Below are 19,613 nucleotides of genomic sequence, written 5' to 3' on the forward strand. Positions count from 1 at the left end.
CTACGTTCTCACCGACCAGAGGAGGACGTAGGTGGAACTGCGGGTCCAGGACGGCAGGGCCGTGCTCGCGGGTCGCGACGACGCGGGCGAGCGTGAAGTCGACCCCCACACCCTCCCGCTCGGCGCGGGCCTCGCCGACGCGCTGCACGAGTGGGCGAAGGTGGCGGACGCGGTGACGCGCACCGACGCGCCCGCGGACGGCGCCGCGAGCGCGTTGGTCACCAGGAGGGGGCGCCAGTTGGCGGGCCGGTTGGCCGCCGACATGGGCACCCCCGTCGAGTACACCGACCCGGTGAGCGGCGAGCTGGTCGTCGTGGAGGTGCCCGCCACGCCGTCCGACGTGGACGACGACGCGGTGGACGCGACCGGGGGCGGCGTCGACGCCGACGGCGTGACCGACGACGAGGCCGAGGAGCCGGAACCCCGGGAGGAGACCCCCTGGGGCACCGGCCTGACGGTCAGCTTCATCGTCGCCGCCGTGGTGACGTTCACCGTCTACACCCTGTCGGTGGGCCTGGGCGAGACCAGCCAGTGGCTCGCGCTGCTGGCGAACGTCCTGGTCGTCGGCGGCATCGCCCCGTCGGTGTGGCTGGCCCGGAACGTGCCGGTGTGGCGGTGGGTCGCCTACGGCGTGGTCGCGGGTGTCCTCGCGGCCTGGCTGTCCCTCCTCCTGACCTCGCTGCTGTAGCGCGGCTCAGGCGAGGGACTCGCGCCACGCGGTGTGCAGGGCGGCGAACCGGCCGCGCCCGCCGATCAGCTCCTCCGGCGTGCCGTCCTCCACCACCCCACCACCGTCGAGCACCAGCACCCGGTCCGCGATCAGCACGGTCGACAGCCGGTGCGCGATGATGAACGCCGTCCGCTCGGCCAGCACCGTCTCCAACGCCGACTGCACGGCGCGCTCGGTCGGCACGTCCAGGCTGGACGTCGCCTCGTCGAGCACGAGCACCGCCGGGTCGGCCAGGAACGCCCGCGCGAACGCCACCATCTGCCGCTGCCCGGCCGAGAGCCGCCCGCCGCGCTTGCGCACGTCGGTGTCGTAGCCCTCGGGCAGCGCCCGGATGAAGTCGTCCGCGCCGACCGCGCGGGCCGCCGCCTCGACCTCGTCCCGCGTCGCGGACGGCCGGCCCAGCGCGATGTTGTCCAGCACGGACCCGTCGAACAGGAAGTTCTCCTGCGTCACCATGACGACCGCGCGCCGCAGGTCCTCGTCGGCCACCGACCGCAGGTCCACCCCGTCCAGCAGCACCGCGCCCGCCGTCGGGTCGTAGAACCTCGCCACCAGCTTGGCCAGCGTGGACTTGCCCGCGCCGGTCGCGCCGACCAGCGCCACGGTCTGCCCGGCGGGCACGGTCAGGTCGAACGGCGGCAGCACCACCGGCGTCGACCCCGAGTACCGGAACTCGACCCCGTCGAACCGCACCGAGCCCCGCACGTCGCCCAGCGGCGTCGGTTCCTCCGGCTCGCGCACCTCCGGCCGCTCCTCCAGCAGGCCGGAGATCTTCTCCAGCGCCGCGGTGGCCGACGCGTAGGCGTTGGCGAACATCGCCAGCTGGTCGAACGGGTCGTAGAACCGCCGCACGTACAGCGTGAACGCGGCCAGCACGCCCAGCTCCAGCTGCCCGTTCGCCACCCGCAGCGCACCCCACGCGAGGATCACCGCCAGCGACACGTTGCCGATCACCCGCACCGACGACGTGAACGCCGCCATCACGCCCATGGCGTCGGTGTTGGCGTCGCGGAACCGGCCGTTCAGCTCGCCCATGATCTTCTCGTTGCGCCGCTCGCGCCGGAACGCCTGCACCGCGCGGATGCCGTTCATGGTCTCCACGAACTGCACGATGATCTTGGCGATGGCGCCGCGGGTGTGCCGGTAGGCGCGGCCGGACCGGCGGCGGAACCACCGGGTGAGCAGGATCAGCGGCAGGAACCCGGACAGCACGACCAGCGCGAGCGGGACGTCCAGGTACAGCAGCACCGCCGAGATGCCCAGCAGCGACAGCATCGACGTGAAGAACCCGTCCAGGCCCTCCTCGACCAGGTCCTGCAACGAGTCGACGTCGCTGGTCAGCCGGGAGATCACCTTGCCGCTGGTGTACTTCTCGTGGAACGACACCGACAGCCGCTGCGCGTGCCGGAACACCCGCTCCCGCAGCACCAGCAGCACGTCCTGGCCGATCCGGCCGGTGAGCCGGACGAACGTCCAGCGCAGCAGCGTCGCGGAGATGGCCGCCACCACGTACCCGCCGACGCACCACGCCAGCGCGTCCGGCCGGCCGTCGAGCGCCGCGGGCACGCCGACGTCGATGGCCGCCGCGATCAGCAGCGGACCGGCCAGGTTGACCACGTTCTCCGCCACCACGATCGCCAGCGCGAGGATCGCGGCCCTGGTGTGCGGGCGCAGCAGCTCACCGAGCAGCCGCCGCGACCGGGCCTGGAGCTTCACGCCGGTCGCGTAGTCGACGTCCTCGACGTCCTCGGCGGCGACACCGCGCCACGACTCCTCCGACCCGGGCGCCTGCGGTTCCGCGGTGGTCACGCCGCCACCTCCTCGTCCTCCAAAGTGGACAAGAGGTTGCGGTACTCCTCGTTGTCCGCCAACAGTTGCGCGTGCGTGCCGATGGCCGCGATCCGGCCGTCGACCAGCATCGCGACCCGGTCGGCCAGCTGCACCGTGCTCGGCCGGTGCGCGACGACGAGCGCCGTCACGTCCTTGAGCACGCGGCGCAGCGCGGCCTCCACCTCGGCCTCGGTGTGCACGTCCAACGCCGACAGCGGGTCGTCCAGCACCAGCACCGCCGGGTGCCCGGCCACCGCCCGCGCCAGCGCCAGCCGCTGCCGCTGACCGCCGGACAGCGACAGGCCCTGCTCACCGATGCGGGTGTCCAGGCCCCACGGCAGCGCGTCCACGAACTCGTCGGCCCGCGCCACCCGCAACGCCTCGCGCACCCGGTCCTCACCGACCTCCTGCGCGCCCAGCGCCACGTTCTCGGTGACGCTCGCGGAGAACAGGATCGGCTCCTCGAACGCCGTGCCGACGACCCGGCGCAGCTCGGCCAGGTCCAGCTCGCGCACGTCCACGCCGTCGAGCGTGATCCGGCCGTCCGTGACGTCGGCCAGCCGCGGCACGAGCGCGGTCACCGTGGTCTTGCCCGACCCGGTCGCGCCGACCAGCGCCACCGTCTCGCCCGGCCGGATGTCGAGGTCGACGCCGCGCAGCACCTCGTGCTCCGCGCCGGGGTGCCGGTAGCGCACGCCCTCGAACCGGACGTGGCCGCGCACCGGCGTGGCGGGCGGCTTCGGGTTCGCCGGGCTCGTCACGGTCACGTCGGTGTCGATCACCTCGAAGTACCGCTCCAGCGCCGACGCGGTCGAGTTCGTCTCCGCCAACAACCACCCGATCGAGTCAATCGGCCAGCGCAGGTAAGCGCTCACCGTGACGGCCGCGACGAGCGTGCCGACGGTCGTCGTGCCGTTGGCGATGCCGACCGACCCGAACGCGAGCTGACCGGCGATGCCCAGCTCCGGCAGCACGATCAGCACGGCCCACAGGGCGGCGAAGATCCGCACCTTCGCGACCTCGGTGTCCCGCAGCTCCCGCGCCTGCCGGATGAACCGCCTGGTCAGGTGCGGTCCGCGGCCGAACGCCTTGAGCACCCGGATGCCGAGCACGGACTCCTCGACCACGGTGGTCAGGTCGCCGGACTGGTCCTGCGCGCGGCGGGCGACGACCTTGAACTTCGTCTCGAACAGGTACGACAGCGCCACCAGCGGCAACGTGCTGGCCAGCACGATCACCGCGAGCACCGGCGACAGCCAGAACAGCACGCCCAGGCCGGTCAGCACGACCAGGGTGTTCACCACCAGGAAGATGACGGCGAAGCCGACGAACCGCCGCACCTGGGTCAGGTCGGTGGTGGCGCGGGACAGCAGCTGCCCCGACTGCCACCGGTCGTGGAAGGCCACCTGCAGGTCCTGCAGGTGGTCGTACAGCTCGGCCCGCATCCGCGCCTCGACGTCCGACGCCGGTCCGGCGATCAGCTTGCGGCGGGCGTAGAACAACGCGGCCTCGGCGCAGCCGAGCAGCGCGATGACGCCGATGAGCAGCGGCAGCGCGTCGAGGTCGTGGCCGGCGATCGGGCCGTCCACGATGCGCTGGGTGATCAGCGGGATGCCCAACCCGCAGGTCATCGCGGCCATGGTGGCGGCCATCGCCAGCACGACGGGTGTGCGAACTGGCTTGAGGTACGGCCACAGCCTGCGCAGTGTCGCGGCTGTGGAGGTACGGTCTTCCGACACGAGTCCCCCTCCGGTCCACCCTGACGTTACGAAGGTGGACCGACAATCGGCATCCGGTTTTCCTGTCCGGGCCGGTGGTCCGGTTCCTGCTCCGACCCTGCAGGCTCTGGTTAGGTGGAGGTCAAGGTGGAGGCGACGTTCCTGCGCGGCGAACCGAGCATGGCGCACCCCCGCGGCCGGTTGATGGCGGTGCGCGGCGGCCGGTTGCACGTGCTCGCACCGGACGGGTGGGACGTGGTGGGAGGCGCCCGGCCCGAGGGCGCCCGACCGATCAGCCGCGACGACGCCGCGGCGTGGTGCCTGTTCGAGGGTATCGGGGAAGAGGTGCTCGACGCCGTGCCCGTGCCCGACTGAGCGGGGGAGTTACTTCTTCCGCAGGATCGTCGGCGCGGTGAGCAGGCCCGCCAGGCCGTAGCAGGCGCCCGCCAGCAGGACCAGCACGGTCCACTCGTCGCCCAGGCCGGAGAACCGCTCGGGGACCTTGAAGTAGTGCGCGAGGCCCAGCAGGATCGGCCCGATCAGCACGATCGGCCACACCGGGCGCACCTTGAGCAGCCACAGCAGCGGCCCGGCCAGCAGCGCGCTGACCAGCAGCGCGACCGGCAGGCCGATCACGACCAGCAGGATGAACTGGCCCAGCGTCGTCTCGTCGACCACCCGGCTGAGCGCACCGCCCCGGTACGCCCAGATCCAGGCGACGAGCAGCGCCGACCCGACCAGCGCCGACACGACGACGCGCAGCAGCACCTTGAGCGCGAAGCCGCCCGCCGTGGGGCGCGGGGTGTCAGTCACGCGCAGCAGTGTGACCGACCGGGTGCCGTGCTGTCACCGGCGCGGCCAGCACGAACCCGATCACGCCCGCGGCCACGGACCCGGCGGGCACCGACACCCACACGGTCAGCAGGGTCAGCGCCGCGGTGAACGTGACGCCGACGACCGCGAACCCGAGCGGGCGGTCCTGGTGCGCCGCCGCGAGCACGGCCCACGCCACCAGCAGGCCCACCACCAGGCTGACCGGCATCGCGAACAGGCCCATGGCCAGGCAGTCCCAGTCGTCGGTCGAGCAGACGGCCCCGGACGCGATGAGCTCGCGCAGCCCCCACCAGGCCGCACCCAACCCGGCGCCGAGCACGGCGCCGACGACCAGTCGTCCCAGCATGACGGCCGGTTACCCGGGCGGTCACTCCGGGTAAACCGGTCGGGAGGACAGCATCGCGCCGATCAGGAACGACACCGCGCCCATCCCCACCAGCCACACCGGCGACGGCGTGCCCGGGTCCGCGGTCGACCCCGCGCCGCCCGTCGTGTCCGCCATCGCCAGGAGCACGTGCAGCAGCACCGCCACCCCGACGCCCGACGCCCCGGTCACCCCCGGCCGGTCGACGTGCAGCCGGTGCAGCGCGAACCAGGCCACCGACCAGCTCACCAGCGGCACGGCCGGCAGCGCCAGCACCCACCCCAGTTCGCACCCGAAGCCGGCGCCACCGGGCGCGCAGACCGCTTCCGGGAACCGGTACCACGACCACCAGCCGAAGCCGACGACCGCGCCCAGCACCGTCGCCCAGCCGTACCGCCACCACGTCCGCCCCATGTGAGCGATCCTCGGCCACCCGGCGCGCGCGGTGCATGAGTACGACTACGCGAAAAGGGCCCCCGCACGTGGCAGGGGCCCTCTCCGGTGGAACGCGTCAGCCGCGGGTGGAGCGGACGCCCAGCAGGACGTCCTCCCACGACGGCACGATCGGGTGGTTCTTCTTGCCGCGCTTGGGCGGCTCCTTGGCCCGCGGCGGCTGCTTCGCGGCCGGTGGCTGCTGGACCGGCAGAGGTTCCTCGGCCACCGGGACCGGGACGGGCTCCGGCTCGACCTCGGGCTGCGGTTCCGGCACCACCGGGGGCGGGGGAGGCGTCGGCACCGGCTCCTCGCGGGCGAGGATCTCCGGTTCCTCCAGCTTCTCCAGCTCCAGCGCCTGACGGGCCAGTTGGGTCACCGGGCGGACCGTGCGCAGCGTCCGGTTGGGGTTCGGGTCCATCAGCTCGACGGCCCCGTCGTCCAACGCGGTCACCGTGCCGCCCTGCGCGCCCGGGTGGAACGCCCAGTGCGCCAGGTTGTCCGACCGGCCCGCGGTCCAGTGCAGCTGGACGACCCACCGGCCGTCCTCGCCGCGCCACGAGTCCCAGCTGACGTCGGCGTACTCCTGGCCGCGCAGGCCGAAGGAGTGCGCCACGACCTCGCCCAGCGTCTGCACGTCCGGACCGTCCTCGCGGACGGGGTGGGCGCGCTGGGCCAGCTCGGCCGTGCGGGACCGCTCCAGCAGCACGGGGTAGGCGTACCGCTCGACCTTGTGCGTGGGGATGCCTGCCGCCGCCGCGACCTGCGCCACGGACTCACCGGCGCGGATGCGCGCCTGGATTTCGCGCGGGCGCATCTGGCTCTCGACCTCGATCTCGATCTGGCCGAGCCGGGTCAGGTCGCCGCGTGCCGCCGCGCGCAGCCGTTCGTCGGCGGGGAGCACGAAGCGCTCGCCGCGATCCGGGTCCTCGAGGATGACGGACTTGCCGTCGTCTTCGAGCCCGATGACTCGCAACGCTCGCATCATGGCCTCCCGGATGGCTCACCTCGCCGTGTACCCACGTTAATGCGGCGTGCCGCCTTGACGGGGGAGACTCGCCGCGTTCACCGATATCTTCACGTGATCTTGCCGTATGTCGGCCGAGTCCGCACGTCCGTTACCGCGACGTTCACCCGCGCGCACGCCATCGTGCGGCTTGCCGAAGCGCGCCGGCACGCCGAACGGGGGCCGCCCCGGTGCTCGGGACGGCCCCCGTTCGGGTGGCCGGGTGCGGTGTAACCGCAGGTGGGCGCGGTGTCAGAGCTGGGAGACGACCCAGTCGACGGCCTTGGTCAGCGTGGTCACGTCGGTCGGCTCGACCGCCGGGAACATCGCCACGCGGAGCTGGTTGCGTCCCAGCTTGCGGTACGGCTCGACGTCGACGACGCCGTTCGCGCGCAGCACCTTGGCCACGGCGGAGGCGTCGACCGAGTCGTCGAAGTCGATGGTGCCCACGACCTGCGAGCGGTGCGCGGGGTCGGCCACGTACGGCGTGGTGTAGGAGGTGGACTCCGCCCACGAGTACAGCCGCGACGACGAGTCGGCGGTGCGCTCCACGGCCCACGACAGGCCGCCGTTGCCCAGGATCCACTGGATCTGGTCGTTGAGCAGGAACAACGTGGCCAGCGAGGGCGTGTTGTAGGTCTGGTCCTTGGTGGAGTTGTCCAGCGCCGTGGTCAGCGACAGGAACTCCGGCACCCAGCGGCCCGACGCGCCGATCTCCGCGACGCGCTCCAGCGCGGCCGGCGACATGAGGGCGATCCACAGGCCGCCGTCGGAGGCGAAGCACTTCTGCGGCGCGAAGTAGTAGACGTCGTAGTCCGCCGCGTCGACCGGCAGGCCGCCCGCGCCGGAGGTGGCGTCGATGGCGACCAGCGCGCCGTCGGACCCGGCGGGCCGGGAGACGGGCACCGCGACACCGGTCGAGGTCTCGTTGTGGGCCCAGCCGACCAGGTCGGCGCCCTCGGCGTAGGTGATCTCGGGCGCGCTGCCCGGGTCGGCCTTGACCACGATCGAGTCGCCCAGGAACGGCGCGTCCGAGGTGACCTTGGCGAACTTCGAGGAGAACTCGCCGTAGGTGAAGTGCTGGGCGCGCTCGCGCACCAGGCCGAACGCGGCGGCGTCCCAGAAGGCGGTGGTGCCGCCGTTGCCGAGGACGACCTCGTAGCCCTCGGGCAGCGAGAACAGGTCCCGCAGGCCGGCGCGCACCGAGCCGACCAGGGACTTCACCGGCTTCTGCCGGTGGGAGGTGCCCATCAGCGCGGCGCCCTCGGCCGCGAGGGCCGCGAGGGCCTCGGGACGGACCTTGGAGGGCCCGCACCCGAACCTGCCGTCGGACGGCTGCAGGTCGGAGGGCAGGACCAACGTGGTCGGGTCGGCGGTCTGGGTCATCGCGAAGCCTCCGGTTACGGGGAGGGGGTCGGCACGACCGGCGCCGTTGCCGGGGGACCTAAGTGTTGCAGTCGCGTGGCCGGCCGGTGACAGCCGGGTGTCCGTGGTCACGTCCACGCGGGGTGGAAACGTACAGCTCGGACATCACGGACGGCCCGCCCGGACGGCCCGCCGGATGCGGTCGACGGGCGTCGCGAGGGCGATGTCGAGGTCGCGCTCGTCGGCCGGGTAGCCGGCGGTGGTGATGCCCGCGAGGTCGCTGGGCAGGCTGACGGCCGAGCCGGTCGGCTGGAGCACGAAGGCCCTGCGCCGGCCGAGCCTGCCGACGAACATGCCGAGCTCGAACAGCACGTTGTCCCGGGCGACCGGCCTGGTCAGCCCACGCGTGGTGAGCTCGTCGTCGGGCGTGAAGACGAAGATGCCGCTGTGGTAGGCGAGCACGGCCGCCTCCAGCGCCTCCAGGTTCGACTCGCCGAGCCCGAACACCGTGCCGTTGTTCCACAACGTCACGTCGAACTCGTCGGACAGCAGTTCCCGGACCTTGCGCGCGATCGGCAGCCCTTCGGACGAGGAGCCGACGAAGACCTGCGGCCGGCCGGCGCTGTCGACGCCGTCGCGCAGGATGCGCCCGGACAGGGCGACCAGCCGCTCCACCGCCGCGAGCTGACGCGGTGAGAGCATCCCCGCCCCGTCCACGAGGGCGCGGCGGCAGGCGTCGCAGAACGGCCGATCGCGCATGCTGGTCACGATGTCTGCTTTGACCAGCTTGCGGTCGAACACGCAGGCGCGCGAGTCGTGGTGGTTCGGGTGGTCCGGGGCGAGGAAGCTCAGCGAGTAGCGGGCCAGGAAGTAGAGGAAGTAGGCCGCCATGCGGTCGGCGGGCACCACCGTGCCGGCCACCCCGTTCCTGGTCACCACCGCGATGCCCTCGCTCGCGCGGTGCGCGCCGAACAGGTTCTCGTAGGTGGGGCCGCGCAGGTAGGACGAGACTGCGGCGATGACGAACGGCCGGTAGCCGCGCAGCACCCTGCGGGCGTCCTCGACGCGGTCGAACAACTCCCCGGTGCGGACGTCGTCCGTCACCGCCGTGGCCACCCGCAGGGCGAAGTCGTCGTCGGCCGGGCCGAAGGCGAACTCGTCCTGCGCCGCGTTGGCGAGCGCCACGGCCGAGTGCACGTCGGCGTCGTCGTCGACCGACAGCACCTCGACCGGAACCCTGGCCACGTCCGCGGCCCGTCAGGCGATCTCTTCCCAGCCCTCCACCTCGGACGGCTTGCGCGGGCCCGGGCCGACGTACTTCGCGGACGGGCGGACCAGGCGGCCGGTGCGCTTCTGCTCCAGGATGTGCGCCGACCAGCCGGCGGTGCGGGCGCAGGTGAACATCGCGGGCATCATGTGCGGCGGCACCTGGGCGAAGTCGAGGATCACCGCGGCCCAGAACTCGACGTTGGTCTCGATCGCCCGGTCCGGCCGGCGTTCCCTCAGCTCGGCCAGCGCCGCCTGCTCCAGCGCGTCCGCCGCCTCGTAGCGGGTGGCGCCCAGCTCGCGGCACGTCCGCCGCAGCACGCGCGCCCGCGGGTCCTCGGCCCGGTACACCCGGTGGCCGAAGCCCATCAGCCGCTCGCCCCGGTCGAGGACGCCCTTCACGTACGCCCGCGCGTCGCCGGTCCGCTCGACCTCCTCGATCATCGGCAGCACGCGGGCCGGCGCACCGCCGTGCAGCGGGCCGGACATGGCGCCGATCGCGCCGGACATCGACGCCGCGACGTCCGCGCCGGTGGAGGCGATCACCCGGGCGGTGAACGTGGAGGCGTTCAGGCCGTGCTCGGCGGCCGACACCCAGTACGCGTCCAGCGCCTTGACGTGCGCCGGGTCGGGCTCGCCGCGCCAGCGGGTGAGGAAGCGCTCGGTGATGGTGGTGCACTCGTCGATGCGGTGCTGCGGCACGGCGGGCCGCCCGATGCCCCGCGCGGACTGCGCCGCGTACGACAGGGCCATGACCGAGGCCCGCGCGAGCTGCTCGCGCGCCCGCTCGTCGGTGATGTCCAGCAGCGGCTCGTAACCCCATATCGGGGCGACCATGGCCAGCGCGGCCTGGACGTCGACCCGCACGTCACCGGTGTGCACGGGGATCGGGAACGGCTCGGCGGGCGGCAGGCCCGGACCGAAGCGGCCGTCGACCAGCAGCGCCCACACGTTGCCGAAGGTCACCTGCCCGGCCAGGTCCTCGATGTCCACGCCGCGGTAGCGCAGCGCGCCCCCGTCGCGATCCGGTTCGGCGATCTCCGTGCGGAAGGCGACCACACCTTCGAGACCTGGCCGGAAACCGTCGTCCTCGGTCTGCACCACGCTGTGCGCTCCTTCTCCGCGAGAGTGAAGAGTTGGAGAAACCTTGCTCCCCTCCGGACCTGCCGGCAATCGCGGCCACGCGTGTCGTCGGTCACGATCAAGGAACCGATCCAGTACGGTGAGGTGATCGTTAACGCCTTGTTTCCGTTCCGCGTTCGCACCGTTTCCCGTGATAGACCACCGCCATGCACCTGACACCGCACGAGCGGGACAAGCTGCTGGTCCACGTGGCGGCCGACGTCGCGCGCCGCAGGCTCGACCGCGGCGTGGTCCTGAACTACCCGGAGGCGGTGGCGCTCATCACCGACCACGTGCTCGAAGGCGCGCGGGACGGCCGGACGGTGAGCGAGCTGATGGACAGCGGCCGCCACGTCCTCACGCGCGCCCAGGTCCTCGACGGCGTGCCGGAGATGATCGAGTCCGTGCAGGTCGAGGCCACCTTCCCGGACGGCACCAAGCTCGTGACCGTGCACGACCCGATCGTGTGACAGCGAATCGTGTGACAGCGACAGCGTGACGAGGGAGCGCCGATGCGCCCAGGCGAGATCATCACCGGCGACGAGCCGGTGGAGCTGAACCCCGGACGGCCGCGCACCACGCTGGTCGTGGTCAACGCGGCGGACCGCCCGGTGCAGGTCGGGTCGCACTACCACTTCGCCGCGGTCAACCCGGGCCTGGAGTTCGACCGGGAGGCCGCGTGGGGCAAGCGGCTGGACGTCCCGGCGGGCACGGCGGTGCGGTTCGAGCCGGGCGTGGAGCGCGAGGTGACGCTGGTCCCGCTGGCCGGGGCGCGGCGGGTGCCCGGCCTGCGGCCCGAGTGGGCCGGGGAGCTGGACCGGCCGGCGCCGAGCGCGGGAGCACCGGACCGGGGGGAGTCGGGCCGGTGAACGAGATCAGCCGCCGCCGCTACGCCGAGCTGCTCGGGCCGACGGTCGGGGACCGGATCCGGCTCGCGGACACCGACCTGCTGATCGAGGTCACCGAGGACCGCAGCCGCGGCGCGGGCGCGGGCGACGAGGTGATCTTCGGCGGCGGCAAGGTGATCCGCGAGTCGATGGGGCAGGGCGTGGCGACCCGCGCGGAAGGGGCGCCGGACCTCGTCATCACCGGCGCGGTCGTGCTGGACCACTGGGGCGTGGTGAAGGCCGACGTCGGCGTCCGGGACGGCCGGATCGTCGCGATCGGCAAGGCGGGCAACCCCGACACCATGGACGGCGTGGACCCGGCGCTGGTCATCGGCCCGGCCACGGAGGTGCTGTCGGGCAACGGGAAGATCCTCACCGCGGGTGGCATCGACTGCCACGTCCACTTCATCACGCCCGGCATCGTGGACACCGCCATCGCGTCCGGCCTGACCACGTTGATCGGCGGCGGCACGGGCCCGGCCGAGGGCACGAAGGCCACCACGGTCACGCCCGGCGCGTGGAACCTGGGCCGGATGCTCGCGTCGATGGACCACATGCCGGTGAACGTGCTGCTGCTCGGCAAGGGCAACACCACCCGCGAGGACGCGCTGCGCGAGCAGCTGGTCGGCGGCGCGGGAGGGTTCAAGCTGCACGAGGACTGGGGCACCACGCCGGCCGCGATCGACGCGTGCCTGCGCGTCGCGGACGAGTCGGGCGTGCAGGTCGCCATCCACACCGACACGCTCAACGAGGCCGGTTTCGTCGAGTCGACCCTGGCCGCCATCGCGGGCCGGTCGATCAACGCCTACCACTCCGAGGGCGCCGGCGGCGGGCACGCGCCGGACATCATCCGGGTGGTGTCCGAGCCGAACGTGCTGCCGTCCTCGACCAACCCGACCCGCCCGCACACCGTGAACACGCTCGAAGAGCACCTGGACATGCTGATGGTGTGCCACCACCTCAACCCGTCCGTGCCCGAGGACCTGGCGTTCGCGGAGAGCCGCATCCGGCCGACCACGATCGCGGCCGAGGACGTCCTGCACGACCTGGGCGCGATCTCGATGATCAGCTCCGACTCGCAGGCCATGGGCCGGGTCGGTGAGGTGATCATCCGCACCTGGCAGACCGCGCACGTGATGCAGCGGCGGCTGGGGGAGGTCGCCGGGAGCGGAACGGTCCCGAACCTCCGCGCCCGCCGGTACGTGGCCAAGTACACGATCAACCCGGCCATCGCGCACGGCATCGACCACGAGGTGGGCTCGGTCGAGGTCGGCAAGCTCGCGGACCTCGTGCTGTGGGAGCCGAAGTTCTTCGGCGTGCGGCCGTCGGTGGTGCTGAAGGGCGGGTTCATCGCGCACGCCGCGATGGGTGACGCGAACGCGTCCATCCCGACGCCGCAGCCGGTGTTCGCGCGGCCGATGTTCGGCGCGCACTCGGCGGCGCGCAGCAGCGTGCACTTCGTGTCGCAGCAGGCGGTCGACGCGGACCTCGCGGACCTGCTGCGGCTGGCCCGCCCGCTCGTGCCGGTCAGGGACACGCGGGGCGTCACCAAGGCCGACATGGTGCTCAACGACGCCATGCCGCGGGTGGAGGTCGACCCGGACAGCTTCGCCGTGCGCATCGACGGCGAGCAGGTCGAGCCGCAGCCGGTGGCGGAGCTGCCGATGGCCCAGCGCTACTTCCTGTTCTGATGAACCTCGCGGCGCTGATGATCGCGGACTCCCGCTTCCCGGGCGGTGGTCACGCGCACTCGGGCGGGCTGGAGGAGGCCGTCGCGCGCCGGCTCGTGACCGACGAGCCGTCGTTGCGGTCGTTCCTCGTCGGCAGGCTGCGCACGGCGGGGGCGTTGAGCGCGGTGTTCGCCGCCGCCGCCACCCGCGGCCGGTACGCGGAGCTGGACGCCGAGCTGGACGCCCGCACGCCCTCGCCCGCCCAGCGCAACGCGTCCCGCGTGCAGGGGCGCGGCATCGCGCGGGCCGCCAAGCGGGCCTGGCCCACACCGGCGCTGGCCGAGCTGCTGCGGGTGACGCCGCGACCGCACCACCCGATCATCGTCGGCGCGCTCGTGGGTGAGGGGTTCGAGGCCGCGCAGACCGTCGCCTACCACGCGGTGACGGGTCCGGCGACGGGCGCGATCCGGCTCCTGGGCCTGGACCCGTTCGGGGTGAACGCGGTGCTGGCCCGGCTCGCGCCCGAGATCGACGCGGTGGCCGAGGAGGCCGCCGCCCACGCCGACACCCCGCCCGAAGACCTGCCCGCGCCGAGCGCGCCCGGCCTGGACCTGCTGGCCGAGGCGCACGACCGCCACCACTCCGAAGAGGTGCGTCTCTTTGTCAGCTGACCACGTGCACCCGGTGAACTTCGACCCCACCGACGCGGGCCACGACCCGCACGACCACGACCACGGCGACCACGTGCACCGCGCGGTGCGGCTGGGCATCGGCGGGCCGGTCGGCAGCGGCAAGACCGCGCTGACCGCCGCGCTGTGCCGGGCCCTGGGCGGCAGCGTGGACCTCGCCGTCGTCACCAACGACATCTACACGACCGAGGACGCCGACTTCCTGCGCGCCGCCGGCGTGCTCGACGTCGACCGGATCGAGGCCGTGCAGACCGGCGCCTGCCCGCACACGGCGATCCGCGACGACATCACCGCGAACCTGGACGCCGTCGAGCTGCTGGAGCACCGGTTCCCCGGCCTGGAGCTGGTGATCATCGAGAGCGGCGGCGACAACCTGACCGCCGTGTTCAGCCGCGGCCTGGTGGACCGGCAGGTCTTCGTGGTGGACGTGGCGGGCGGCGACAAGGTGCCGCGCAAGGGCGGCCCCGGCGTGACCACCGCCGACCTGCTGGTGATCAACAAGACGGACCTCGCGCCGATGGTGGGCGCCGACCTCGGTGTCATGACGGCCGACGCCCACCGGATGCGCGGTGAGCTACCGGTGATCGCGCAGTCCCTCAGGGACACACCGGACGCACCCGCGGTGGCCGACTGGGTGCGCGCTCAGCTCCGCACGCTCGCGGCGGTCAGTTGATCGCCGAACGGGCTGACGTCACCCGCGCAGCCGTACTGGTCGGACATGGACAGGTACAGCGGCACGGTCTCGTCCGGCGGGTAGACGCGGACGCCCCACACGGGCGTCTTGCGGCACGTGTCCGGGTCGAAGTTGTCGACCTGGGCGAACCCGACGTCCGAGAGGGCCGAGCCGCCGTGCGGCAGGGTCAGCAGCGGTCCGCGGTCGCCCACCCGCACGGCCGCCGCGCCGACCTGGTTGCCCGACGCGTCCACGTAGGACACGCCCGGGAAGCCGCGCAGCACGCACGCGCCGAAGCCCCGGTTGGTGAACACGACCTCCCGGTACACCGTGCCCGCCGCGCCACCGACGCGGCCGAACGCGATGTCCAGGTCCACCGACTTGCACGTGCCGACCGCGGTCGCCCGCGCGTCCCCGGCCGCCTGCGCGACGGCGGTCCCCCCGGTGGCGAGCACGGCAGCGGCCACCGCGACTGTTGCGAGAACTCTTCTCATGACGATCTCCCCCGAGATTCGCGGGTGGAAGGTCCACCCGATCTGATGACGTGCCGGGGGTCACAGGGGTTGCGTCCATGAGGGCGAGGGCTCACCTGGTCGTGGAACGCGACCCGAACGGGCGAACGGTCGTGCGCGAGATGAGGTCGATGGCGCCGCTGCGGCTCGTCCCCCGGCGCGGGCCCGAGGAGGTGGCGCTGGTGCACCTGGTGAGCGCCGTCACGGCCCCGCTGGGCGGAGACGACCTGGAGCTGCGCGTCACGGTCGGCCCCGGCGCGGCGCTGGAGCTGCGCGGCGTGGCCGCGACCCTCGTGCTGCCTGGACGGCACCCCGGCGGCAGCCGTGCCCTCGTCGACGTGGAATTGGCCGACGGCGCGTCGGTGGAGTACCTGCCGGAGCCGACCGTCGTCACCGGACGCGCGTGCCACGAGGCGGTGTTCCGCGCACGGATGGGGGATGACGCCCGCCTGCGCGTGCGGGAGGTGGTCGTGCTGGGCCGCACCGGCGAGCGGCCGGGCTCGCTCACGACGACGCTCGACGTCCGCCGCAACGGTCCCGTCATCAAGCAGACATCTCATTTGGGATCGCCCGAAGTGGACGCCAGCCCCGCCGGACTGGCCGGGCACCGGGTGCTCGGCACCGAGCTCGCGTGCTGGGGCGAGGACCTGCCGGGAGCGGTCTCAGGGCAGTGGTGGTCGCTGGTTCCGCTGGTCCGGGGCGGGAGCCTGACCACCGCCGTGGCCGACGACGCGGTGACCGTGGAGCGCGCGCTCGACCAAGCGCGGGCGTCGCACCCCGGTTCCGGGGTCGATCTGACTCGATCTCGTGCTCGATTCCGAGGCGACCGTCACACTGAAAGTCACGGATCGGGTGGCGGTCATCACCGTGCGGGCGGTTTCGCGGTGCGCGCGGAACCCGTACGGTCGCGGGACCACTAGGTGCCACAAGTGCCTTGGCCAGGCCGAAAGTATGCTCCGGGAGGTCGGGATGTCGGAGACCGCGAACATCGCTTTGCCGTCGATGCGCGTGTCCTACGAACAGGGCTCGCTCACAGAGGGTGACCTAGAGGCCAGTTGGCACGAGCAGCTGCAGCTGTGGTTGGACCAGGCGGCGGGTGCGGGCCTGCCGGAGCCGAACGCGATGGTGCTCGCCACCTCCGACCCGGAGGGCCGCCCGTCGTCCCGCACGGTGCTGGCCAAGGGCCTGGACGAGCGGGGGCTGGTGTTCTTCACCAACTACACGTCGGCCAAGAGCCACGACCTGATGGCCACCCGGTACGCGTCGGCCACGTTCCCGTGGTTCGCGATGCAGCGGCAGGCGCACGTGCGGGGCATCGTGGAGAAGGTCGGCCCGGCGGAGACCGCGGCCTACTGGGCGGGCCGCCCGCGCGGTTCGCAGCTGGGCGCCTGGGCGTCGCCGCAGTCGCGGGTCGTCAGCGGACGCTCCACTTTGGAAAGCGCGCTGAACAAGGTCGAGCGCCAGTTCGCCGAGTCCGACCGCGTACCCGTGCCGCCCCACTGGGGCGGCTGGCGCATCCGGCCCGAGGAGGTCGAGTTCTGGCAGGGCCGCCGCGACCGCATGCACGACCGCCTGCGCTTCCGCCTCGGCCGTGACGGCTGGGAGATCCAGCGCATCGCGCCGTAGCAGCTTCACCTCCGACGAGCCCCGTGGCGCATCACCGCCGCGGGGCTCGTTCGACGTCCCGACCCCGACGGGTGAGGGTGGTGCCGCCGCAGCGCACGGACTGCACGGCCGGCGTGTTCGCCAGCACCTCCACCTCGGGCAGGTCCGGCGCGACGACGCACGCGTAGGAGGCGTGGACCGGTCCGGGGCCGTGGTCGAAGCCCAGGGTGAAGATCCCGTTCTCGACGGACGCGAAGTGGGGTGACAGCGGCAGGTAGGTGAGGCCGCCGTGCCGCACGGCGCCGGCGGTCGGCCCTCCGGTGGTCGGCTCGTCGACGGCCAGGCGCTGGTCGACCGTGGTGATCACCCGGTTCGCGCCGGGGGCCGAGATGCCCGCGCCCAGCGCGACGACGGCGTCCGGGAAGCAGAACCACGCCTTCCAGCCGTCGGTGAAGCGGTCGACGCCGGCGAGCCGCATCACGGCCACGCCGTGCTCGCCGTCGGCCCACCCGAGCACGTCCTCCGCCGCGCCGCGCTCCAGGTACGGGCGGGGGAGCAGGGACCGGCCCTGCTCGGTCGTGGTGCCGGGCAACCGGGCCCAGTCCCAGCGCGACAGCACCTCGCGGTACCCGTCGGCGGCACCGACGCGGAACGTCGCGACACCGTCGCCCAGGTGCCGCCCGAGGGTGTTCTCGCCGTTCAGGGTCTCGGTCGGCACGGTCCGGGTGGACGACATCCGCACGGCGAACGCCCAGGTCGGACGGCGGTGCGCGAGGTAGTCGGAGCGCGGGAACCACTTCGTGCCGACCAGCGGCGGCCCGTCGCCGTCCAGCCGGGCCGCGAGGGCGGCCACCTCCTCCGCCCGGTACGGCGAGCCGGAGAGCCGGTCGACCGCCTCGCGCAGCGAGTCGAGCCGGTGCGCGTCCGGCCGGACCAGCTCGCGACCCATGGCGGCGAAGTCGTAGGACGAGCCGTGCGCGAACCACTGCTGGCCGTCGAGCAGGAAGTCGGTGAAGAACCGGACGGCGGGTTCGGGGAACAGGTGCAGCCAGCGGGTGAGCGACGCGACGAGGCTCGCGCCGTAGCCGCCGGAGTAGAGCTGCGGGCCGTGCTGGTGGAAGCTGTGGTCGCGCTGGACGCCCTCCTCGTCGGTGAAGGCGAGCACCGAGCACATCCGCTCGACCGCCTCGGTCACGACGGCGTCGTCCCGCGTGATCAGCCCGCGCCGCAGGTGGATCGCGGACACCCACACGAGGTTCTGGCCGGCCTTCGGCACCGGCCCGATCGCCGCCGCGAGCCACTCGCCCCAGGAGGCGCGGTCGGTCGGGCTCAGGTCGAGGTCGAGCAGGGCGTCACCGACCACCTGCGGTGCGCCGATCTCGTTGTACCACCAGTTGTCCGACCGGGGCGCGAGCCGCCGCCACGCCTCCAGCGCGGTGAGGCGTTCGGCGGGCGGGAGGGCCTGCGCGCGGCGCAGGTGTTCGAGGGCGGGGAAGTCGGCGGCGTCGCGGGACGCGTAGTCGACGTCGGGCCACGTGCCGTCGGGGCGCATGACCCCATTGTCGACCGGCCGCGCACCCGTGTCCCACGTCTCGGTGGACAACCCGTTAGTTGACGTACGCTAACGACCGTGCGGAGAGTGCTGGGGAAGATTGCCATCGACACCCGACCGCTGAAGGTCCTGGCGTACCGGCGGTTGTGGCTCTCCACCATCGTCACGGCCATCGGCAGCCAGTTGACCGCGGTGGCGGTGCCCAAGCAGGTGTACGACCTCACCGGGTCGTCCGGCTGGGTCGGCGTGTCGGCCGGTGTGGCGCTGGTGCCGTTGTTGATCTTCGGCCTGTACGGCGGCGCGATCGCGGACGTCGTGGACCGCCGCAAGCTGCTCGTCGTCACCAACACCGGCATCGCGGTCACGTCCGTGCTGCTGTGGGGGCAGGCCGCGCTGCACGCCGACTCGGTGTGGCTGGTGATCGCGCTCCTCGGCCTGCAACAGGTCTTCTTCGCCGCCAACTCCCCGGCCCGCACCGCCTCCGTCGCCCGGCTGGTGCCCGCCGACCAGATCCCCGCCGCCACCGCGCTCAGCTCCACGGTGATGATGTTCGGCGGCGTCTTCGGCCCCATGCTCGCGGGCGCGCTGATGCCGGTCGTGGGCCTGTCGACGCTCTACCTCGTGGACGCCTTCGCGCTCACCCTGACCATCTGGGCGGTCTGGAAGCTGCCGCCGCTGCCCCCGTTGAGCGGGACGACGCGGCGGGCCGGCCTGCGCGACGTGGTCGACGGGTTCAGGTACCTGGCGGTGCAGAAGATCCTGCTGGCGAGCTTCCTGCTGGACATCATCGCGATGGTCTTCGGCATGCCCCGGGCGCTGTTCCCGGAGATGGCCGAGAACACGTTCGGGGACCCGGCCGGCGGGGAGTTGGCGCTGGGCCTGCTGTTCGCCGCCATCCCGCTGGGCGCGATGCTGTGCGGCCTCACGTCGGGCTGGACGTCACGGGTGCACCGGCACGGCATGGGCGTCGTGTTCGCGGTCGTGGCGTGGGGCGTGGCGATGATCGGCTTCGGCCTGTCGCACGCCCTCTGGCTGGCCGTGGTGTTCCTGGCGATCGGCGGCGCGGCGGACATGATCAGCATGGTGTTCCGCAGCGCGATCCTCCAGTCGGCGGCGACGGACGAGATGCGCGGCCGGATGCAGGGCGTGTTCATCGTGGTGGTGGCCGGCGGCCCGCGCCTGGCGGACCTCCTGCACGGCACCACCGGCGCTCTGATCGGTCCCGGCAGCGCGACCGCGCTCGGCGGTGTGCTCGTCGTCGTCGCGACCGCCCTGGCCGTGCTCGCCATCCCGGCGATCAAGCGCTACCGCTTCACCCCGGAAGAGGTGCCCGGCAGCACCACCCGGTGACGTCGCGG

At 72.9% G+C, this 19,613-nt stretch carries 21 protein-coding genes; 10 read left to right on the forward strand and 11 right to left on the reverse strand.

Features of this window, described 5'->3' with window-relative positions; genetic code table 11:
• Positions 1–31 precede the first annotated feature (31 nt).
• Positions 32–688 (forward strand): DUF2537 domain-containing protein, encoded by a 657-nt coding sequence (locus AB0G02_RS00130; protein WP_360786864.1) that lies wholly within the window; start codon positions 32–34, stop codon positions 686–688.
• A gap of 6 nt (positions 689–694) precedes the next feature.
• Here AB0G02_RS00130 and AB0G02_RS00135 read toward each other — a convergent pair whose 3' ends face one another.
• Positions 695–2,539, reverse strand: a complete 1,845-nt coding sequence (locus AB0G02_RS00135; RefSeq protein ID WP_360786867.1) for an ABC transporter ATP-binding protein — start codon at positions 2,537–2,539, stop codon at positions 695–697.
• Complete coding sequence (locus tag AB0G02_RS00140; protein ID WP_360786870.1) at positions 2,536–4,299, reverse strand: ABC transporter ATP-binding protein; 1,764 nt, start codon at positions 4,297–4,299, stop codon at positions 2,536–2,538. Before AB0G02_RS00140 ends, AB0G02_RS00135 begins: the two co-directional genes overlap by 4 nt.
• A 114-nt stretch (positions 4,300–4,413) precedes the next feature.
• Between AB0G02_RS00140 and AB0G02_RS00145 the strand changes: the two genes are divergently transcribed.
• Positions 4,414–4,653, forward strand: a complete 240-nt coding sequence (locus tag AB0G02_RS00145) for a hypothetical protein (RefSeq protein WP_360786873.1) — start codon at positions 4,414–4,416, stop codon at positions 4,651–4,653.
• Between the two features lie 9 nt (positions 4,654–4,662).
• On the opposite strand, the gene AB0G02_RS00150 is transcribed toward AB0G02_RS00145, so the two are convergent.
• The 7 genes from AB0G02_RS00150 to AB0G02_RS00180 all read right to left on the reverse strand — a co-directional run bounded on the left by AB0G02_RS00150 (position 4,663) and on the right by AB0G02_RS00180 (position 10,649).
• Positions 4,663–5,091, reverse strand: coding sequence for a hypothetical protein (locus tag AB0G02_RS00150; protein WP_360786876.1), 429 nt, complete (start codon positions 5,089–5,091; stop codon positions 4,663–4,665).
• Positions 5,084–5,458 (reverse strand): hypothetical protein, encoded by a 375-nt coding sequence (locus AB0G02_RS00155; protein ID WP_360786879.1) that lies wholly within the window; start codon positions 5,456–5,458, stop codon positions 5,084–5,086. Before AB0G02_RS00155 ends, AB0G02_RS00150 begins: the two co-directional genes overlap by 8 nt.
• Before the next feature lie 21 nt (positions 5,459–5,479).
• The gene (locus AB0G02_RS00160) at positions 5,480–5,890 is read right to left on the reverse strand and encodes a hypothetical protein (protein WP_360786881.1); all 411 of its coding nucleotides are present in this window, start codon (positions 5,888–5,890) and stop codon (positions 5,480–5,482) included.
• A gap of 97 nt (positions 5,891–5,987) precedes the next feature.
• Positions 5,988–6,893: a septation protein SepH gene (gene sepH / locus AB0G02_RS00165; protein WP_360786884.1), complete on the reverse strand. Its 906-nt coding sequence runs from the start codon at positions 6,891–6,893 to the stop codon at positions 5,988–5,990.
• Between the two features lie 273 nt (positions 6,894–7,166).
• Positions 7,167–8,300, reverse strand: a complete 1,134-nt coding sequence (gene serC / locus AB0G02_RS00170) for a phosphoserine transaminase (protein ID WP_360786887.1) — start codon at positions 8,298–8,300, stop codon at positions 7,167–7,169.
• Positions 8,301–8,444: 144 nt separating this feature from the next.
• Positions 8,445–9,524 carry a nucleotide-binding protein gene (locus AB0G02_RS00175; protein WP_360786889.1) on the reverse strand — a complete coding sequence of 360 codons (1,080 nt, stop codon included), beginning with the start codon at positions 9,522–9,524 and terminating at the stop codon, positions 8,445–8,447.
• Positions 9,525–9,536: 12 nt separating this feature from the next.
• Positions 9,537–10,649, reverse strand: coding sequence for a citrate synthase 2 (locus tag AB0G02_RS00180; RefSeq protein WP_360786892.1), 1,113 nt, complete (start codon positions 10,647–10,649; stop codon positions 9,537–9,539).
• Between the two features lie 185 nt (positions 10,650–10,834).
• Here AB0G02_RS00180 and AB0G02_RS00185 point away from each other — a divergent pair, with 185 nt between their 5' ends.
• Genes AB0G02_RS00185 through ureG form a run of 5 tightly spaced genes read left to right on the forward strand, consistent with a single transcriptional unit; the run spans position 10,835 to position 14,586 of the window.
• Complete coding sequence (locus AB0G02_RS00185; protein WP_360786895.1) at positions 10,835–11,137, forward strand: urease subunit gamma; 303 nt, start codon at positions 10,835–10,837, stop codon at positions 11,135–11,137.
• A gap of 42 nt (positions 11,138–11,179) precedes the next feature.
• Positions 11,180–11,536 (forward strand): urease subunit beta, encoded by a 357-nt coding sequence (locus AB0G02_RS00190; protein WP_360786898.1) that lies wholly within the window; start codon positions 11,180–11,182, stop codon positions 11,534–11,536.
• Positions 11,533–13,245 carry an urease subunit alpha gene (locus AB0G02_RS00195; protein WP_360786901.1) on the forward strand — a complete coding sequence of 571 codons (1,713 nt, stop codon included), beginning with the start codon at positions 11,533–11,535 and terminating at the stop codon, positions 13,243–13,245. Before AB0G02_RS00190 ends, AB0G02_RS00195 begins: the two co-directional genes overlap by 4 nt.
• Positions 13,245–13,895, forward strand: a complete 651-nt coding sequence (locus tag AB0G02_RS00200; RefSeq protein ID WP_360786904.1) for an urease accessory UreF family protein — start codon at positions 13,245–13,247, stop codon at positions 13,893–13,895. The genes AB0G02_RS00195 and AB0G02_RS00200 overlap by 1 nt, the downstream gene beginning before the upstream one ends.
• Before the next feature lie 4 nt (positions 13,896–13,899).
• Positions 13,900–14,586 (forward strand): urease accessory protein UreG, encoded by a 687-nt coding sequence (gene ureG, locus AB0G02_RS00205; RefSeq protein WP_360787048.1) that lies wholly within the window; start codon positions 13,900–13,902, stop codon positions 14,584–14,586.
• Here the strand turns inward: ureG and AB0G02_RS00210 are convergent.
• Entirely contained in the window at positions 14,556–15,080 is a 525-nt protein-coding gene (locus AB0G02_RS00210; RefSeq protein WP_360786906.1) for a DUF4232 domain-containing protein, read from the reverse strand. The two genes, ureG and AB0G02_RS00210, sit on opposite strands and share 31 nt — an antisense overlap.
• 77 nt (positions 15,081–15,157) lie before the next feature.
• On the opposite strand from AB0G02_RS00210, the gene AB0G02_RS00215 reads away from it, so the two are divergent.
• On the forward strand, positions 15,158–16,018 hold the full coding sequence (locus tag AB0G02_RS00215) for an urease accessory protein UreD (protein WP_360786909.1): 861 nt from the start codon (positions 15,158–15,160) through the stop codon (positions 16,016–16,018).
• A gap of 49 nt (positions 16,019–16,067) precedes the next feature.
• The gene (pdxH, locus tag AB0G02_RS00220) at positions 16,068–16,724 is read left to right on the forward strand and encodes a pyridoxamine 5'-phosphate oxidase (RefSeq protein ID WP_360786911.1); all 657 of its coding nucleotides are present in this window, start codon (positions 16,068–16,070) and stop codon (positions 16,722–16,724) included.
• A gap of 31 nt (positions 16,725–16,755) precedes the next feature.
• Here the strand turns inward: pdxH and AB0G02_RS00225 are convergent, their stop codons facing one another.
• Positions 16,756–18,255 (reverse strand): polysaccharide lyase family 8 super-sandwich domain-containing protein, encoded by a 1,500-nt coding sequence (locus tag AB0G02_RS00225; protein WP_360786914.1) that lies wholly within the window; start codon positions 18,253–18,255, stop codon positions 16,756–16,758.
• Positions 18,256–18,333: 78 nt separating this feature from the next.
• On the opposite strand from AB0G02_RS00225, the gene AB0G02_RS00230 reads away from it, so the two are divergent.
• The gene (locus tag AB0G02_RS00230) at positions 18,334–19,605 is read left to right on the forward strand and encodes an MFS transporter (RefSeq protein ID WP_360786917.1); all 1,272 of its coding nucleotides are present in this window, start codon (positions 18,334–18,336) and stop codon (positions 19,603–19,605) included.
• Positions 19,606–19,613: the final 8 nt, after the last annotated feature.

The organism is Actinosynnema sp. NPDC023658 (genome assembly GCF_040639995.1).
GTDB lineage: Bacteria > Actinomycetota > Actinomycetes > Mycobacteriales > Pseudonocardiaceae > Actinosynnema.